Source organism: Streptomyces sp. G45 (assembly GCF_049542095.1).
GTDB lineage: Bacteria > Actinomycetota > Actinomycetes > Streptomycetales > Streptomycetaceae > Streptomyces.
Genome location: NZ_JBMUZU010000001.1, coordinates 7760877 through 7776907, shown reverse-complemented (window position 1 = coordinate 7776907; position 16031 = coordinate 7760877). Strand labels below are relative to the sequence as shown.

The following is a 16031-nucleotide window of genomic DNA, read 5'->3' as shown; positions in this document are numbered from 1 at the left end:
TGCGGCGGTCACATCGGTCACGGCGGTCACATCAGTCGCGGCGGCGGTCGCGTCGGTCACTTGTCGGTGCCTTCCAGGGTGATCCGTTCGTGGATGGTCTCCGCGCGCGGCAGCAGCGCGTCGGCGTAGGCCCGGCGCACCGCGTCGGGGTCGTCGAAGCCCGCCTCGCCGTCCAGCCAGGCGTCAGGCACATCGGCCGTCACCTCGTCCAGCAGTTCCTTGGTGACGAGCGGGGCGAGCTGGGCCGCCGCGGCGGCGACGTCGGGGCGGAACGGCGCGAGGGCGTGGTCCGACGCGTCGTACGGCCGGGCGGCGGCGGTGTGCGCCGAGGGCCAGTTGTGGTGCCAGATCATCGTGGCGCCGTGGTCGATGAGCCAGAGGTCACCGCCCCACACCAGGAGGTTGGGGTTGCGCCAGGAGCGGTCCACGTTGCCCACGAGCGCGTCGAACCAGACGACGCGCCCGGCCTCCAGCGGGTCCACCACGAAGGCCAGCGGGTCGAAGCCGAGGGCGCCCGACAGGTACTCCATGCCCAGGTTGAGCCCGCCGCTGGACTTCAGGAGCTGCTGCACCTCCTGGTCCGGCTCGCCGAGGCCGAGCACGGGATCGAGGTGGACGCCCGCGAGCCCCGGCACCCGCAGGCCGAGGCGGGCCGCGAGCCGCCCGCAGACCACTTCGGCGACGAGCGTCTTGCGGCCCTGGCCCGCGCCCGCGAACTTCATGACGTACGTCCCGTACGCCCCGTGGCCGTCGTCGGTCTCGACGAGTCCGGGCAGCGAACCGCCCTCACGCAGCGGCGTGATGTAGCGGACGGCGGTGACTTCGGTGAGCATGTCCCCAGGTTACGTCCGGGTCGGCCCCGTGGATCACGCCGACGGCCGGGGCTAGGGTCCGGCCATGGACTCCTCTGATCTCCCTGCCCAGTTCGCCCGGACGCGGCGCTTCTCGCTCGGGGTGCCGGGCTCCTTCACGGTGGCGCGGGACGGCTCGCGCGTGCTGTTCGTCCGTTCCACGGCGGGCGACGACGCCGTCAGCAGGCTCTGGTCCTACGAAGTGACGGCCGTGTCTCCAGGGGAGGGTCCCGTGTCTCCAAGGGAGGGTGCCGTGTCTCCAAGGCTGGGTGCCGTGTCTCCAGGAGAGGGTGCCGCGTCTCCAGGAGAGGGCGCCGGGCGTGAGCGGATGCTGGTGGATCCGCTGGCGCTCGGCGCGTCGGGGCCGGTGCCGGAGGCGGAGCGGGTGCGCAGGGAACGGGCCCGGGAGGCGTCCCAGGGGGTGGTGGCCTACGCCGCCGACGACCTGGCGCGCGTGGTGGCCTTCGCGCTCGGCGGCGCCCTGTGGACGGTCCGGACGGACGGCGGCGGCCCGGCGCGCCGGATCGCCACGGCGGGGCCCGGGGTCGACCCGCGCCCGTCACCCGACGGCTCCCTGATCGCGTACGTCACCGGGGGTACCTTGCGGGTGGTCGGCGCCGACGGCACGGGCGACCGGGCGCTGGCCGAGCCCGAGGGCGACACGGTGACCTATGGCCTCGCGGACCATGTGGCCGCCGAGTCGATGCACCGGCACCGGGGCTACTGGTGGTCTCCGGACGGCGACGCTCTCCTGGTGGCCCGGGTCGACACAGCGCGCGTAGGGCGCTGGTGGCTGTCGGACCCGGCGCACCCGGAGCGACCGCCCAGGTCGGTGCCCTACCCCGCGGCGGGCACCGCCAACACGGAGACCACGCTGCACATCGTGCGCACGGACGGGACCCCTCCGGTGACGGTGCGGACTCCGCGGGAGGCGGGCGCGGGCCACCCGGAGGGAGCCTGGACGGACGCCCGCTTCGACTACGTACCGACGGCCGCCTGGGACCGGCACGGCCCGCTGGTCACCCTCCAGACCCGCGACCAGCGTTCGCTGTACGTCTTGGCCGTCGCTCCGGAGAGCGGCGAGTGCCGTGTCATCCAGCGCCAGAGCGACACCCCCTGGTTCCCCCTGATACCGGGTGCGCCGACCCGCCTGGCGTCCGGCCGACCGGTGCTGCACCGGCTCGTGGACGGCGACACCCGGGGCCTGTGCGCGGGCGACGCCGAGACTCCCCCGGGCCTCCAGGTCCGCGAGGTCCTCGGCACCGTGGGCGAGCGCGTGTGGTTCACGGCGTCCTACGAGCCCACACAGACGCACGTGTGGTCGCTGGCACCGCACGCCGCGGAGGAGGGCTCCGGGCGGCCCGAGGGCCGGGACGCCGAGCCCGGCAGCGGCCTGTGCCGCCTGAGCGAGGGGCCCGGCGTGCACACGGCGGCGGTCGGCGGCGCCACCGTGGTCCTCGACAGCCGGACCCCGCGAGGGCAGACGGTGACCGTGCTGCACGCGGGCAGGCCCGTCGGCACCATCGCCGTACTCTCCGAAGAGCCGGTCGTGACGCCCCGGCCGCGGCACCTCACCCTGGGGCGACGGAAGCTGCGCAGCGCCCTGTACCTGCCGTCGTGGCACGAGAAGGGCGCCGGGGGCACGACAGGCGGAGTGAAGCTGCCGGTGTTGCTGTGCCCCTACTCGGGTCCGGGAATCCAACTCGTCACCCACGCGCGCGGCTGGTGGACGGCGGTGGCCCAGTGGTTCGCGGAACAGGGCTTCGCGGTGCTCGTCACGGACGGCCGGGGCACACCGGGGCGCGGGCGGGAGTGGGAGCGGGCCGTGTACGGCGACCAGTTGACGCCCGTGCTCGACGACCAGGTGGACGCGCTGCACGCCGCCGCCGACGCGCACCCGGAACTCGACCTGGAGCGCGTGGGCATCCGCGGCTGGTCGTTCGGCGGCTATCTCGCGGCGGGTGCCGTGCTGCACCGCCCGGAGGTGTTCCACGCCGCCGTGGCGGGGGCGGCGCCGACGGATCTGCGGCTGTACGACACGCACTGGAAGGAGCGCTTCCTGGGGCACCCGGACGTCACGCGCGAGCACTACGAACGCTGCTCCCTGATCGCCCGGGCACACCGGCTGTCCCGGCCGCTGATGCTGGTGCACGGCCTGGCCGACGACAACGTCCTGCCGGTGCACATGCTGCGCTTCTCCGCCGCGCTGCTGGCCGCCGGGCGGCCGCACACCGTGCTGCCGCTGACCGGGGCGAGTCATCTGGTCGCCCAGGGCGACACGGCGGCGCGGCTGCTCCACCAGGAACTCGGCTTTCTGAAGACTTCCTTGAAGGTCTGAACAGTTCGCTCGCGCCACCCGTACGTCCTGGCATGACTGTTTCCGGGGAAGAGGTTTCCAAGGACGAACGGCGCCGCCCGGCCCGCCGCGCCGTCGTCACCGCCGTCGGGGCCGCCGGGCTGGCCGTCGCGCTCGCCGCGTGCGGCTCGGACGACGACAAGGGCTCGTCCGAGCCCGCGGGCGACGCGTCGGGCAAGGAGAAGGACGGCGGCGGCGCGGGCGGCGCCGTGCTCGCGAAGACCGCGGACATCCCCGTGGGCGGCGGCAAGGTCTTCAAGGACGAGGGCGTGGTGGTCACCCAGCCGACGAAGGGCACGTTCAAGGCGTTCTCGAACCGCTGCACGCACAAGCAGTGCCCCGTGGCGAGCGTCGAGGGCGGCACCATCAACTGCCCGTGCCACGGCAGCAAGTTCGACATCAACGACGGCAGCGTGAAACAGGACCCGGCACCGAAGCCGCTGCCCACGGCGGAGATCACCGTGGAAGGAGACTCCATCAAACTGGCGTGACGCGCCCGCTCACCCGGCGTCGCGCTGCCACTGCCACGCGGCGAGGACGTCCGCCGTCGTGGTGACGGTGGCGACCAGGGCGAGCGTGTGGCGGACCATCGCGGGCGTGTAGTCGGCGGGGATCCCCGCGATGGCGTCCGCGGGCACCACGGCCGTGTAGCCGAGGTTCACGGCGTCGAAGACGGCGTTCGGGATGGCCACGTTGGCCGAGACGCCGATCACCACGAGGGTGCGGCAGCCGACGTTGCGCAGCAGCGCGTCGACGCCGGTGCCCGCGAGCGGCGAGAGCCCGTGCAGGCGGCGTACGACGAGGTCCTCGTCGGCGACCTCGATCGGCGGCGCCACGCGCACGGCCGCCGAGCCGACGAGCTGTCGTACGGGGAGCCGCTCGGCGGCGCGGAACAGGCGCGCGTTGCGGTTGGCGCCGCGCCCGTCGGGCCGCCGCTCGGCGACGGCGTGCAGCACCTGGACGCCGTCGAGATGGGCGGCGTCGACCAGCCGGGCGACGTTGGCGAGGGCGCCCGACGAGCGGGCCTGCGCGGCGAGTTCGGGCAGCGCGCTGTCCTCACCGACGACGCCCCGCTGGCACTCGACGGTGAGGAGGGCGGTGGTGGCGGGGTGGAGCAGTTCCCTGAGCTGTTCGTACGGCGGCATGGCTCCCCCAGTGGACGCGACTTCCGAGGCGGGGTGCGGCTGTGCGGTCGGGGCGCCTCTCCCCGGACGGGGCGGCTCCCCCGGGACGGGGCGCTTCCCCCGGGACGGGGCACCTCTCCCGGACCGGGCGCCTCCCCCTCGCTCGGTGTGGGCTTCCGGGTCGGCGCGGCTCCCCAATTGGTGGGTGCGACTCCCCAATTGGGGAGTCCTCTCCGTAGACACGGGTATCGATGGACACGGGTATCGATCAGCGTGGGCCCGTGGCCGTCGCGGTCCGGGCCAGGGCCACACCCAGGTCACGGTCCGCGGGAGAGTAGCGGGCATTGCGTCACACCGGAAGACACCGCATGCTTTCCTGACGGGCAGTCAGCTATGGTCGCTCCGCCGCCCGGCCGCCCGCCGTCGGGTCCGGCCGGGCCCGGTCAGCGGCCCCGGGCGAGGAGTCACCGCATGACCAGCATCCAGCGCCGCGGCCGCAGGATCATGATGACGGCGGCGGAGCGCGACGCCTTCCTGACGGAGCAGCGCACCTGCCGGGTCGCCACCGTGTCCGCGGGCGGCGCGCCGCACGTGAGCCCGCTGTGGTTCGTCTGGGACGGCACGTCGCTGTGGCTGTACTCGATCGTCCGCAGCAGGCGCTGGGCCGCGTTGCGCCGCGACCCGCGGATCGCCGTCGTCGTGGACGCGGGCGAGCGGTACGACGAGCTGCGCGGGGTGGAGCTGACGGGCACCGCCGAGTTCGTCGGCGAGGCGCCGCGCATCGGGGAGCCGCATCCTGAACTCGCCGCCCCCGAGCGGCTTTTCGCCCGTAAGAACTTCGATCTGCCCGAGATGGTGCACGACGGCCGCCACGCGTGGGTCCGTCTGACACCGGAGGCCATCGCGTCCTGGGACTTCCGCAAGCTGTCGGGCACCCGGGGCGGCAACGCGTCGCTCCGGGCGGCGACGGGTTCGGCCCGTACGGCGACGGGATCGGCCCGTACGGCAACGGGATCGACCCGCGCAGCGACGGGATCGGCCCCTGCGGCGCGCGAGGGCGAGCGCGAAGCCGGATAGGCGGCCAGGCGTCCCACCGGCGCCTGGGCGGTGGCGTCAGCCCAGCCCGGCCCCCGCCACCCGCAGCGCCTCCACGGCCGCGCGGATCGACGGGCGGCGATCGGCGTCCGCGCGCCACACCACGTACACGTGCCGCCGCACCCGCTGCCGCACCGGCACCGTCCGCACGCCCGTCGGCATCGGGTCGCGGCCGAGCCGTGGCGCGACGCACACGCCGAGCCCGGCCGCGACGAGCGCGAGCTGCGTGTGGTGCTCCTCGGCGCGGTGCGCGATGCGCGGCTCGAAGCCCTTCGCGCGCAGCGTGAACATCAGCCACTCGTGGCAGAACTCGCCCTCCGCCCACGTGATCCACTCGTCCTCGGCGAAGTCCTCCAGGTCGACTTCGGGGCGGTCGGCCATCGGGTGGGCGGCGGGCATCGCGACGTCGGCGGGATCGTCCAGGACCGGTGCCTTCAGGAGGCCGTCGGGCAGGGGCAGCGGCTTGTTGTACCAGTCGAGGACCACCGCGAGGTCCAGGTCGCCGCGCACCACCCCGCGCACGGCCTGCTCGGGCTCCCGCTCGTGCGCGGCCACGCTCAGCCCCGGGTGCCGGGCCCGCAGGGACGACAGGGCCGCGGGCAGCAGGCCCCGCATGGCCGTCGGGAAGGCGGCGACGCGCAGCTCTCCCACCGCCTTGCCGCGCTGCTGCTCCAGGTCGGACTGCGCCAGCTCGACCTGTGACAGGATGCGCGCCGCGTGGTCGGCGAGCAGCCGTCCGGCGTCGGTGAGGCGCACGCCCCGGCCGTTCTTCGCCAGGAGCTGCTGGCCCACCTCCCGTTCCAGCTTGGTCATCTGCTGTGAGACCGCGGACGTCGTGACGTGCAGGCCCGCCGCCGCGCCGCTCACCGATCCGTGCCGGGCGAGGGCGTCGAGCGTGCGGAGGCGCTCCAGGTTCAACATGTGCGCTCCAGGTTCGACATGTAAGCGATGCTACGCGATGACCCCAAATAAAACTTGCTTGTGCTAAGAGATCGGCTGCCCCATCGTGGCGTGCATGACCAGCTCCGCCACCTCCGTGTCCCCCACGGACACTCCCGCCTCCCCCACACCGGCCCGCGCGTCCGCCCCCGGGGTCACCCCCGCCCGCTCTTCCGCCCGTGAGGACGCCCCCGCCCGCCCGTCCGGTCGCCGGAGGCTCGACTGGCGGCTCCGCTTCGCCTTCCTCTCGCTGGTCTGGGGCTTCAGCTTCCTGTTCATCAAGGTGGGTACGGACGGGTACGCGCCGTTCCAGGTCACCTTCGGGCGGCTGCTGTTCGGCACGGCGGTGGTCGCGGTCGTGGTGGTGGTCCGGCGGGAGCGGCTGCCGCGGTCCTGGCGCACCTGGGCGCATCTGTCGGTGGCGGCCCTGCTCCTGAACGCGGCACCCTTCTCGCTGTTCGCCTACTCCGAGCTGACGATCCCGTCGACGCTCGCGGGGATCTGCAACGCGACGTCGCCGCTGTGGGGCATGGCCCTGTCGCTCGTCGCGCTCTCCGAGGACCGCCCCACCCGCCGCCGGGTCGCGGGGCTCGGCCTCGGCTTCCTGGGCGTCCTCACCGTGCTGGGCGCCTGGCAGGGTTTCAGCGGCCTGGACGCCCGCGGCACGGCCATGGCCCTGCTCGCCTCGCTGTGCTACCCGATCGGCTGGATCTACGTGCGCCGCACGCTGGCGGGCTCCGGCCACTCGAACGTCGCCCTGACGGGGGCCCAGCTCCTCGCCGCCACCCTGGAGCTGGCGCTGGTGACCCCGCTGTTCACGTCGGTGCCCGACCACTTCCCGGTGGTGCCGCTGCTCGCCGTCGTCGCCCTCGGCGCGCTCGGCACCGGCCTGGCGTTCCTCGTGCAGTACGGCATCGTCGACGAGGTCGGTCCGACGACGGCCCAGATGGTCACGTACTTCACTCCGGTGATCGCCACCGCGGCGGGCGTCGCCGTGCTCGGCGAGTCGCTGACGTGGACGACGCCCGTGGGTGCCGTGATCATCCTGGCGGGGGCCGCGCTCACCCAGTCCAAGCCGCGGCCCCGGCGCCGTTAGCCCGCGCCCCCTGGCGCCCTCTCCGGCCCGCAGCGCACCTCAGAGCGCCTTCTCCGGAGAGGCGCCTCGGCTCCTCATCCGTAGCGCCGTGCGGGCGCGGGCCCCGTGGCCATCGCCACGGCGTCGGCCACCACTGTGATGTCGCCCTCGGTGAGCGTCGAGACCGTGATCCGTATGCCAGGTGGCGCGCCCAGTCGATAGCGCGCCCCTGGAGAGACCGCCCAGCCCGCGTGCAGCAGTCGCGCGACCGCCGCGGTCTCGTCCGGCACCGGCACCCACACGTTCATGCCGCTGCGGCCGCACGCCGAGACGCCGCGCTCGGCGAGGGCGGCGATCAGCGCGTCCCGCCTGCGGCCGTACGCCCCGGCCACCTCCCGGGGGTCGACAGCACCGCCCTGCCACAGATGCACCACGGCGCGCTGGAGGACCTTGCTCACCCAGCCGGGCCCGAGCCGGATCCGGCCCTGCACCCGGTCGACGGTCTCCGCGTCCCCCGAGAGCACGGCGAGGCGCAGGTCGGGCCCGTACGCCTTGGCCGTGGAGCGGACGAACGCCCAGGTGCGGGTGGCGCCGCACAGTGTGTGCAGCGGCAGGTCGACGATGCCGTGGCCGTGGTCGTCCTCGATGACCAGCGTCTCCTGGTGCGCGGCCAGCACCCTTCGCAGGGCACGCGCGCGTGCCGCGCCGACGGCGGCGCCGGTCGGGTTCTGGGCGCGGGCGGTGACGAGCAGCGCACGGGCGCCGGACCGCAGGGCCCGCTCCACGTCGTCGGGCAGCGGGCCGTCGTCGTCGACGCCGACGGGCACGGGCCGCAGCCCGAGCGCGGAGACCAGGTCGAGCACGCTGCCCCAGCCGGGGTCCTCCACGGCCACGGCGTCGCCGACCTTGAGGCGGGCCGCCAGCACCCGCTCGATCGCGTCGAGCGCCCCGGAGGTGACGGCGAGCGGGCCGTCCGGCACGCCGTCCGCGTCCAGGGAGCGGCGGGCGTGGCGGCTCAGGTCCGGGTCCACGGCCGCCTCTCCGTAGAGGACGGGCTCCCGGTCCGCGCGCTCCGCCGCCGCGGCGAAGGCCTCGGCGAGCGAGGGCAGCAGGGCCGTGTCCGGATTGCCGCTCGCCACGTCCCGCACGCCGGGCGGCACGTCCATGCGGCTGTACTCCCGGGCCGTCGTGGCCGGTTTGCTCCGCACCCGGCTGCCGCGCCGCCCCGCGGTCTCGATGACGCCGCGCTCGCGCAGCGTGCGGTACGCGGCCGCGACCGTATTGGGATTGACGCCCAGATGGACCGCCAACTCCCGCATCGGGGGCAGCGGTTGCCCCGGCTCCAGCTCTCCGTGTCCCACCGCGCGCTCGACGCTGGTCGCAATCTCTGCTGCGCGCCGCCCCGCGATCGGATAGTCTCCTAGCACAAAACCCATTATGCACTAGTGCAATGAGAACCGCAGCCGACCCGGCGGTCGGCCCGACACAGCCCGCACAACAGCCGACCAGAACAGCCGACCAGAACAGCCAACCCGAACAGCCGACCAGAGCGGCGGACCCGATCGCGACCACCCGGCGCCACCAGGGACCACCCCGGCACCACCCGCGATCACCCGCCCGCGACGCACGACGAACCGCTCCGTACCACCGGCCACCCGCACGACCGGCCGCGCACGGCAGCACACAGGAGAGGGAGCAAGGCCATGGCGACCACCCAGCCCGCGGCGACGGACAGCGAGCCCCAAGAGCCGTCCTACGCGCCGACCGACCGCACCGTCCCCACCCGCGCCCGCGAACGCGCCGCGTACGACCACGCCTTGGTGCACGCGATACTCGACGAGTCGTACGTGTGCCACCTCGGCTTCGTGCGCGACGGCGCGCCCGTGGTGCTCCCGACGCTGTACGGCCGCGTGGACGACCGGCTGTACGTGCACGGCTCCACGGGGTCGCGCCCGGCGCGGATGGCGGGCGCGGCGGACGACGGCCGGGCGGAGCCGGGCCTGCCGGTGTGCTTGACGGTCACGCACGTCGACGGCCTGGTCCTGGCCAGGTCGGCCTTCCACCACTCGATCAACTACCGCTCCGTAGTGGTGCACGGGACCGCCCACCAGGTCACGGACCCCAAGGAGAAGAGCACGGCACTGGACGCGATCATGGACCACATCGTGCCGGGCCGCGCCGCCGACTCCCGGCGCGCGAACGCCAAGGAGCTGGCCGCCACGGCGGTGCTGCGCCTCGACCTGCGCGAGGTGTCGGCGAAGACGCGCACCGGCGGTCCGAACGACGAGCCGGAGGACATGGACCTGCCCTACTGGTCGGGCGTCGTCCCGCTGCGCAAGGGCTACGACACGCTGATCCCCTCCGCCGACCTCGCGCCGGGCATCGAGGTCCCCGGCTACCTGAGCGGGCTGTGAGATGACGATGCTGGTCCACCCCTGGGACGCGCCGGAATCCGAGGCCGAGTGGCAGGACTGGCTGGCCGCGCACGACTTCGGCCAACTCGCCGTGAACGGCCTGCCGGGCGAGCCGCCCCACATCCAGCCGACGCACTTCACGTACGACGCGGACGCGGGCCCCCGTGGCAGCGTCCTGCTCCACCTGGCGCGCCCCAACCCCCTGTGGGCGGCGCTGGAGGCGAACCCGGACGTCGTCCTGAGCGTGGTCGACGACTACGTCTTCGTGCCCGGCCCCTGGGCGGCCGCCCCGGACGCGCCAGCCGAGCACGGTGTGCCGACGAGCTTCTACGCCGCCGTCCAACTCCGCTGCACGGCCCGCGTGGTGGACGACCCCGCCGAGAAGGCGGCGCTCCTGAACCGTCAGGTCGCCCACTTCCAGCCCGACGGCGGCTCCGCGGACGCGGCGGTCGGCGAGGCTCCGTACGGTCGGCTGCTCTCCGGCATCCGAGGGGTGTCCCTGGACGTCGTCGACGTACAGGCGAAGTTCAAGTACGCGCACCACAAGCCCCTTGAGGTGCAGGACCGCATAGCCGCGGGGCTCAAGGAGCGCGGCGGCCCACGGGACGCGGCGGCGCTCGCCCACCAGTTGCGCCGCCGCCCTGTGGGGTGAGACCCCGCGCCCCCGGAGAGGCGCGGTGCCTCCGGAGGCGCGGGGCACCGCACGCCCCGCCCCTCCGGGGATGTCAGGCCGCCGGGCCCTCCCTGCGGGCCCGTGCCGCGCCCCGCGCCTCCGCCCCGGCCAGGCCCGTGACCGCCGCCAGCATCAGCAGGGTGCCCACGACCGTGCCCGCGTTGAGCTGCTCACCGAGCAGGGTGACGGCGATGACGGCCGCGCTCACCGGCTCCAGAAGCATGATCACGGAGACGGTGGCGGAGCGGATGACCGCCGCCCCCGCGAAGTACAGCGCGTACGCCAGCGCAGTCGGCACGGCCGCGATGTAGAGCAGGCAACCGACGACGTACGCGGGTTCGTCCGTGTGCGGCACCAGACCCTCACCCACGGCGAACGGCAGCAGGCACAGGGACACGACCGCGAACGACCACACGGTCGTCGACGACGCGTCCGTACCGCCGTCGCGCCCCCACCAGCGGGTCAGCAGCGTCATCACGGCGTACCCGGCCGCTGACAGCAGCGCGAAGGCGACGCCCCAGGGCCGCACGGCCGTGTCGCCGCCGCCTACGAAGAGCACACCGAGCCCGGCGAGCGCGCCGCCCACCGCGCACAGCCCGCCGAGCCCCAGCCGCTCCCCCATGGTGAGCCGGGCTCCGAGGGCGATCAGGACGGGTCCGGCACCCAGCGTGACGACGGTGCCGACGGCGAGGCCGGTCGCCTCGACGGCCGCGAAGTACGCCGTCTGGAAGACGGCGAGGGCCACACCGATCGCGCCGATCCGCAGCGCACGGCGGCGCAACGGCAGGCGCGCCGAGGCACGCGCGGTGCGCCTGGTGCCGCGCGCCCGCAGCAGGTGCGCGGCGAGCAACAGCACGAAACCTCCGGCGCAGCGCCAGAAGGAGAGGGCGACGGGGCCCATGTCGCTGGCTGTGAAGACCAGTGAGGCAGCCGCGCCCGCGGTGCCCCAGGCGGCACCGGCGACGGCGAGGTAGACGAGGCCACGCCCGACGGGCAGAGCCGCCGCGGCCAGGGTGGTGGTAGGGGCAACGCTGGATGCACTGGATGCACTGGATGCACTGGACGCACTGGACGCACTGGACGCACTGGTTGCGTTGGACACGCTCGACACGTGGAATCTCCGCAGAAGTTCAGAAACGAGACCGCGTCACAGCGGGGCACCCCGTGGCATAGGCACTACGAAGCCGTGGTCTACGAAGCCGTGGTCTACGAAGACGTGGTCCACGAAGACGTGGACACCAAGAAGCAACGAGAAGTGCCGAAAGCTCCGGAAGGTGAGGAGTGGAAGAGAAGGCCCCGGAAGACGCAGATCCTGGACTGTCGTCTGCGGGCAGCACCGTTCAGCCCGGCCACCTGGCAGGGCGTGATCCGTGAGAGGCCCGCGCTAGGCGGCCGGCGGCGGAAGGACGAGTGCTCGTGCGTGCATGATCCGCACCCTATGCGGCGGTCCCGTCCGGGGACAACTCCTGTTCGGATTCCGGGACGGAGCGCGCGACCGGGCTCCCCGCGGGCTCCCCGGAGCGCGTCGGCCGGGATGACCGAGGCGACTGGCTCGACCCAGCCAACTGGCTCGACCCAGCCGACTGGGACGGCCGAGGCGACCGGGACGGCCGGGTCGGTGACGTAGGCGGGGCCTTCCGCCCCGTCCTCGCCGACTGCGCGATGAACGCTCCCATGAGGACCAGGGCTCCCCCGGCGTACTGGGGCGCGGAGAGCCGCTCCCCGAGCACGACCCAGGCGAGCACGGTCGCGATCACCGCTTCCAGGCAGGACACGACGCCCGCCACCTGCGGCGAGAGCTTGCGCACCGCCGGGACGCCGGTGACGTACGCGAGGACGGTCGCGATCAGCACGATCCAGCCGAGCAGCGTCCAGGCGGGCACGGCCGGTCCTTCGAGGTCCGCGCTGCCGCCGAGCACCCGCCAGTCCATGGTCCAGGGGCGCGCGATCAGCGTGAACACGACGGTGCCGACGAGCAGGCCGTACGCGATGACGCCGAGCGGGTCCGGAGCGTCCTCGGCGTCGCCGCCCTGGTCCGCGAGGACGAAGTACCCGGCCTGGCAGCAGGCGGCGCCGAGCCCGAGCAGCAGCCCCACGGCGTCGAAGCTGAGGCCCGACCACACCTCGACGACGCAGGCGAGCCCGCCGACGGCGAGGACCACGCCGACCGCGGCCGACCGCGTCACCGTGCGCCGCTGCACGAACCGCACCCAGCCGAGGACGAGCGCGGGCCCGAGGTACTCCACGAGCAGGGCGACCCCGACCGGGATGCGGGAGATGGCGGCGAAGTAGAAGCCCTGTACCCCGGAGACGGCGAGCAGCCCGAAGCCGAGCAGCAGCGCGGGCCTGCGCCGCACCAGGTTCCGGTGGCGCCAGGCGACGGGCAGCAGGACGAGCGCGGCGCCGGTGATGCGCAGCCAGACCACGTGCAGCGGGTCGAGGCCCGCCTCGATCAGCGGCTTGGCCGCGACGCCGGAGCCGCCGAAGGCGAACGCCGAGACCAGCGCGAGACCGAGGCCGCCCCCTCCGCCACGCCCGCCCCGGCGCGCACCGCCGTCCTGAAACTTCCCCTGAGTCCCACTCATCGCCACATGATGGCCAGTCGGCGTCAGGAGCGACAGAGGTGATGACCACTGTCTCAGCCACCGGACGCGCACCCGGCCGCGGCCCCGGCGCGCACCACGGCTACCGATCCGGCGCACGCCCCGGGTTCACACCCCCTGCCCACACCCCGAGGAAAACCCCGAGGAAAACCCCGAGGAAAGCCCCGATGACAGTCCCGACGAAGGGCCCGGCGCGAGCCCCGACGAGAGCTCCGGCGAGTGGCCCGGCGCGAGCCCGGACGAGAGGTCCGGCGAGCCATGGCCGAATCCATCCCCCGCAGCGCACCCGCTCTCGATCCGCAGCAGCAGCCCGTCGGTGTCGACGCCCGCGCGCCGCAGCACCTCGACGGCCCGGCACTCCGGATCGGCGACGAGGGCGGCCAGCAGGTCGACGCCCCGCGCCTGGGCCTCGCCCCGCAGCAGCGCGCGGTCGAGCGCCGCCTCCATGGCCCCCGCGGCGGCGGGCGAGAGAACCGTTTCCTTGGCCGTGGCCACCACGGGTACGGCGCCGGAGTCCTCAACGGTGCCCTGCCAGCGCAGGCCGTAGCCGATGCTGCGCTGCACGAGGTAGCCGAGCAGCCGGGCCACCTGCTCGCCGCTGTCGAAAGCCGCGCGCACCTGGGGCTCGTACTCCAGCAGGGAGTGCAGCAGATGGGCGGTGTCGACCTGCCGGTCCCCATCCCGTACCGCCCGCCTGCGCGCGCCGGACATCACCGAGGCCAGCGCGGCGCTCAGGCTGGATTCGAGGTCCGGTCGGGGCGGGCGGGGTCCTGGGCCCTGGGAGGTACGGCTTTGCACACCTCCCACCCCATCAGTCGCCAGAGGCAACGGCATCGGCGGCGGGAAGCATTTCGCCGTCCCACGCAGGGTGGGCACAGTCGGGCGGGTTGTCCTCCTTAGGGATGACTTCCAGCCGTTTTCCCTGATGGGGCGCACGCCTCCGCACTTCACGCCGGGTGCGCAACCGCTGCGCATCGGTGGTCGTCTGCTGTGGCATGGAGAACAGATGCTGGTTGGTCACCCTGCCGGGCATCGACGGCAGACAGTATGTGTACCGGGTGTACGCCCCTGACGACGCGCTGCCCGCCGATCTGTTCTGGGAGGCCTGGCACTGCCACGACGAGAGCCCCTTCCCCCGGGCGCCCGACTTGTTCGACGCCGCGGTGATACGACGCGTCGGCTGACCGCGCGGACACCGCGCACGCCCGACGGGAGCCTCCCCAGGGCCACAGGGCCCGCCAAGGCCCCCGGCCCCGCCCCGGCACCGCGCAAACATCAACCCCTACGGGGCGCGACCTCCTGCGACGCGCCTCTGACGCACCTCTGACGCACCTCTGACGCGCCCCTCTACCGCGCGCCCACCCAAGTGGCCACCACCACGGTCGCGTACAGCTCCTCATCGGTGACGACCCGCGGCACCAGCCCCGCCCCCGTCACCGCCTCGACCGCCGACGGCACCTGCCGCTCGCTGGTCTCGAACAGCAGCCGCCCGCCCGGCGCCAGCCACTCCGGCGCCCGGGCCGTCACCCTGCGCAGGACGTCGAGCCCGTCGGCGCCGCCGTCGAGCGCGAGCCGCGCCTCGTGCTCCCTGGCCTCGGTCGGCAGCAGGGCGACCTCGTCGGAGGGCACGTACGGCACGTTCGCGAGCAGCACGTCGACGCGGCCGCGCAGGGCGTCGGGCAGCGCTTCGTAGAGGTCGCCTTCGTAGACGCGGCCCTCGGCGGCGCGTACGTTGCGGCGGGCGCAGGCCACCGCCGCCGGGTCGATGTCGGCCGCGTGCAGTTCGGCGCGGCCGAGGGAGGCGGCCAGCGCGGCTCCGAGGGCGCCGGTGCCGCAGCACAGGTCGACGACCACCGCCCCGGGTGCGGCGAGCGCGGCGGCCTCGCGCACCAGGGCCTCGGTGCGGCGGCGCGGCACGAACACGCGGGGGTCGACGGCGACGCGCAGGCCCGCGAACTCGGCCCAGCCGACGACGTGTTCCAGCGGCAGCCCGCTCACCCGGCGCGCCACCATGGCAGCCAGTTCCTCCGGATCCGCGGCGGCCTCGACCAGCAGGTCCGCTTCGTCCTCGGCGAACACGCACCCCGATGCGCGCAGCCGGTCGACGACGGCGGTGCGGGTGAGGGGAACCATGGCGGCCTTTCCGTGGTGCGGCTGGGCGATCTACCCTATCCGGACGGCGAACAACAGATCTGACGCTCCATCAGTATTGAATGTTGCAGCTCCCGCGGTTACGTTCCGCGGCACCTTGGCTGCGCGCGCTCCGCCGCAGCGTCCGACGACGAGGGGTGGTCGCCTTGGCCGAAGTCAGCGCGGAAGCACGGATCGCGGCACCGGCGCGGAAGGTGTGGGAGCGGCTCACCGACCTCACCTCGTACGGGGAGTGGAGCACGACGCACACCGGCTTCCCCAGGGCGCCCCCTCCTCGCTCGAACAGGGCGGCACCTTCGTGGAGAACATGAAGCTGATGGGCTTCCCGGCCGAGGTGGCCTGGACGGTCGTGGAGTTGGACGGCCCGCGCGTGTTCGCGATCAAGGGCAAGGGCCCGATGGGCGTCGACGTCAGCACCCGCTACACGCTCGAACCGGACGGGGATGCGACGCTCATCCGCGCCAACGGCGAGTTCACCGGCGCGGCGGTGTCCCTGATGGCGGGCAAGCTCAAGGACTCGGCAACGGCGGCCATGAACGAGTCGCTGCGCAAGCTGGGCACCCTCGTCACCTGAGCACGCCCCACGACCACCGCACCCCGGCGCACCCGCCCCTGAGCGCGCCCCCGAGCACACCTCCGGGTACGGCCGAGCCCATCACGGCGTACGACACGCACGACACATACGACCCGGCGTACGTCGACGAAGGCGCCCCGCGCGTCACACGCGGGGCGCCCTGCGGCGGCGCGGGC

Annotated in this window: 15 protein-coding genes and 2 pseudogenes; 8 read left to right on the top strand and 9 right to left on the bottom strand. The window is 73.9% G+C overall.

Annotation, left to right across the window (positions count from 1 at the left end):
• Nucleotides 1-56: 56 nt before the first annotated feature.
• Nucleotides 57-833: a HipA family kinase gene (locus ACOBQU_RS33025; protein WP_423632247.1), complete on the bottom strand. Its 777-nt coding sequence runs from the start codon at nt 831-833 to the stop codon at nt 57-59.
• Between the two features lie 64 nt (nt 834-897).
• Here ACOBQU_RS33025 and ACOBQU_RS33020 point away from each other — a divergent pair, with 64 nt between their 5' ends.
• Together ACOBQU_RS33020 and ACOBQU_RS33015 are read left to right on the top strand one after the other, a co-directional pair.
• Entirely contained in the window at nt 898-3189 is a 2292-nt protein-coding gene (locus ACOBQU_RS33020) for a prolyl oligopeptidase family serine peptidase (RefSeq protein WP_423632245.1), read from the top strand.
• A gap of 32 nt (nt 3190-3221) precedes the next feature.
• Nucleotides 3222-3698: a Rieske (2Fe-2S) protein gene (locus tag ACOBQU_RS33015; RefSeq protein WP_423632243.1), complete on the top strand. Its 477-nt coding sequence runs from the start codon at nt 3222-3224 to the stop codon at nt 3696-3698.
• A gap of 9 nt (nt 3699-3707) precedes the next feature.
• On the opposite strand, the gene ACOBQU_RS33010 is transcribed toward ACOBQU_RS33015, so the two are convergent.
• Complete coding sequence (locus ACOBQU_RS33010) at nt 3708-4352, bottom strand: cysteine hydrolase (protein ID WP_423632241.1); 645 nt, start codon at nt 4350-4352, stop codon at nt 3708-3710.
• Between the two features lie 450 nt (nt 4353-4802).
• Between ACOBQU_RS33010 and ACOBQU_RS33005 the strand changes: the two are divergent.
• Nucleotides 4803-5264: pseudogene (locus ACOBQU_RS33005) on the top strand (pyridoxamine 5'-phosphate oxidase family protein); the annotation flags it as partial.
• A 180-nt stretch (nt 5265-5444) separates the two neighbouring features.
• Here ACOBQU_RS33005 and ACOBQU_RS33000 read toward each other — a convergent pair.
• Complete coding sequence (locus tag ACOBQU_RS33000; protein ID WP_423632239.1) at nt 5445-6347, bottom strand: LysR family transcriptional regulator; 903 nt, start codon at nt 6345-6347, stop codon at nt 5445-5447.
• 94 nt (nt 6348-6441) lie between these two features.
• On the opposite strand from ACOBQU_RS33000, the gene ACOBQU_RS32995 reads away from it, so the two are divergent.
• Nucleotides 6442-7461, top strand: a complete 1020-nt coding sequence (locus ACOBQU_RS32995) for a DMT family transporter (protein WP_423632237.1) — start codon at nt 6442-6444, stop codon at nt 7459-7461.
• Between the two features lie 74 nt (nt 7462-7535).
• Here ACOBQU_RS32995 and ACOBQU_RS32990 read toward each other — a convergent pair whose 3' ends face one another.
• The gene (locus tag ACOBQU_RS32990; protein ID WP_423632235.1) at nt 7536-8867 is read right to left on the bottom strand and encodes an aminotransferase class I/II-fold pyridoxal phosphate-dependent enzyme; all 1332 of its coding nucleotides are present in this window, start codon (nt 8865-8867) and stop codon (nt 7536-7538) included.
• A 276-nt stretch (nt 8868-9143) separates the two neighbouring features.
• Between ACOBQU_RS32990 and ACOBQU_RS32985 the strand changes: the two genes are divergently transcribed.
• Entirely contained in the window at nt 9144-9854 is a 711-nt protein-coding gene (locus ACOBQU_RS32985; RefSeq protein ID WP_423632233.1) for a pyridoxamine 5'-phosphate oxidase family protein, read from the top strand.
• Nucleotides 9855-9861: 7 nt separating this feature from the next.
• Complete coding sequence (locus ACOBQU_RS32980; RefSeq protein WP_423634874.1) at nt 9862-10506, top strand: FMN-binding negative transcriptional regulator; 645 nt, start codon at nt 9862-9864, stop codon at nt 10504-10506.
• Between the two features lie 73 nt (nt 10507-10579).
• Here ACOBQU_RS32980 and ACOBQU_RS32975 read toward each other — a convergent pair whose 3' ends face one another.
• The 4 genes from ACOBQU_RS32975 to ACOBQU_RS32960 form a co-directional block, all read right to left on the bottom strand.
• Nucleotides 10580-11539, bottom strand: a complete 960-nt coding sequence (locus tag ACOBQU_RS32975; RefSeq protein ID WP_423634872.1) for a DMT family transporter — start codon at nt 11537-11539, stop codon at nt 10580-10582.
• Nucleotides 11540-11963: 424 nt separating this feature from the next.
• Nucleotides 11964-13112 carry an EamA family transporter gene (locus ACOBQU_RS32970; protein WP_423632231.1) on the bottom strand — a complete coding sequence of 383 codons (1149 nt, stop codon included), beginning with the start codon at nt 13110-13112 and terminating at the stop codon, nt 11964-11966.
• A 126-nt stretch (nt 13113-13238) separates the two neighbouring features.
• Complete coding sequence (locus tag ACOBQU_RS32965) at nt 13239-13928, bottom strand: Clp protease N-terminal domain-containing protein (RefSeq protein ID WP_423632229.1); 690 nt, start codon at nt 13926-13928, stop codon at nt 13239-13241.
• Nucleotides 13929-13941: 13 nt separating this feature from the next.
• Nucleotides 13942-14151: a hypothetical protein gene (locus tag ACOBQU_RS32960; protein ID WP_423635045.1), complete on the bottom strand. Its 210-nt coding sequence runs from the start codon at nt 14149-14151 to the stop codon at nt 13942-13944.
• On the opposite strand from ACOBQU_RS32960, the gene ACOBQU_RS32955 reads away from it, so the two are divergent.
• Complete coding sequence (locus ACOBQU_RS32955) at nt 14126-14314, top strand: hypothetical protein (RefSeq protein WP_423632227.1); 189 nt, start codon at nt 14126-14128, stop codon at nt 14312-14314. The two genes, ACOBQU_RS32960 and ACOBQU_RS32955, sit on opposite strands and share 26 nt — an antisense overlap.
• 163 nt (nt 14315-14477) lie before the next feature.
• Here ACOBQU_RS32955 and ACOBQU_RS32950 read toward each other — a convergent pair whose 3' ends face one another.
• Nucleotides 14478-15263: a putative protein N(5)-glutamine methyltransferase gene (locus ACOBQU_RS32950; protein WP_423632225.1), complete on the bottom strand. Its 786-nt coding sequence runs from the start codon at nt 15261-15263 to the stop codon at nt 14478-14480.
• A gap of 164 nt (nt 15264-15427) precedes the next feature.
• Between ACOBQU_RS32950 and ACOBQU_RS32945 the strand changes: the two are divergent.
• Nucleotides 15428-15855, top strand: a pseudogene (locus tag ACOBQU_RS32945) (type II toxin-antitoxin system Rv0910 family toxin).
• Nucleotides 15856-16031 lie beyond the last annotated feature (176 nt).

Excerpts from the sequence above, each read along its gene's own strand:
- ACOBQU_RS33020 (WP_423632245.1), top strand. The coding sequence starts at position 898 with ATGGACTCCTCTGATCTCCCTGCCCAGTTCGCCCGGACGCGGCGCTTC.
- ACOBQU_RS33010 (WP_423632241.1), bottom strand. The coding sequence starts at position 4,352 with ATGCCGCCGTACGAACAGCTCAGGGAACTGCTCCACCCCGCCACCACC.
- ACOBQU_RS32985 (WP_423632233.1), top strand. The coding sequence starts at position 9,144 with ATGGCGACCACCCAGCCCGCGGCGACGGACAGCGAGCCCCAAGAGCCG.
- ACOBQU_RS33015 (WP_423632243.1), top strand. The coding sequence starts at position 3,222 with ATGACTGTTTCCGGGGAAGAGGTTTCCAAGGACGAACGGCGCCGCCCG.
- ACOBQU_RS32950 (WP_423632225.1), bottom strand. The coding sequence starts at position 15,263 with ATGGTTCCCCTCACCCGCACCGCCGTCGTCGACCGGCTGCGCGCATCG.
- ACOBQU_RS32970 (WP_423632231.1), bottom strand. The coding sequence starts at position 13,112 with ATGAGTGGGACTCAGGGGAAGTTTCAGGACGGCGGTGCGCGCCGGGGC.
- ACOBQU_RS32980 (WP_423634874.1), top strand. The coding sequence starts at position 9,862 with ATGCTGGTCCACCCCTGGGACGCGCCGGAATCCGAGGCCGAGTGGCAG.
- ACOBQU_RS32955 (WP_423632227.1), top strand. The coding sequence starts at position 14,126 with ATGGAGAACAGATGCTGGTTGGTCACCCTGCCGGGCATCGACGGCAGA.
- ACOBQU_RS33000 (WP_423632239.1), bottom strand. The coding sequence starts at position 6,347 with ATGTTGAACCTGGAGCGCCTCCGCACGCTCGACGCCCTCGCCCGGCAC.
- ACOBQU_RS33025 (WP_423632247.1), bottom strand. The coding sequence starts at position 833 with ATGCTCACCGAAGTCACCGCCGTCCGCTACATCACGCCGCTGCGTGAG.
- ACOBQU_RS32995 (WP_423632237.1), top strand. The coding sequence starts at position 6,442 with ATGACCAGCTCCGCCACCTCCGTGTCCCCCACGGACACTCCCGCCTCC.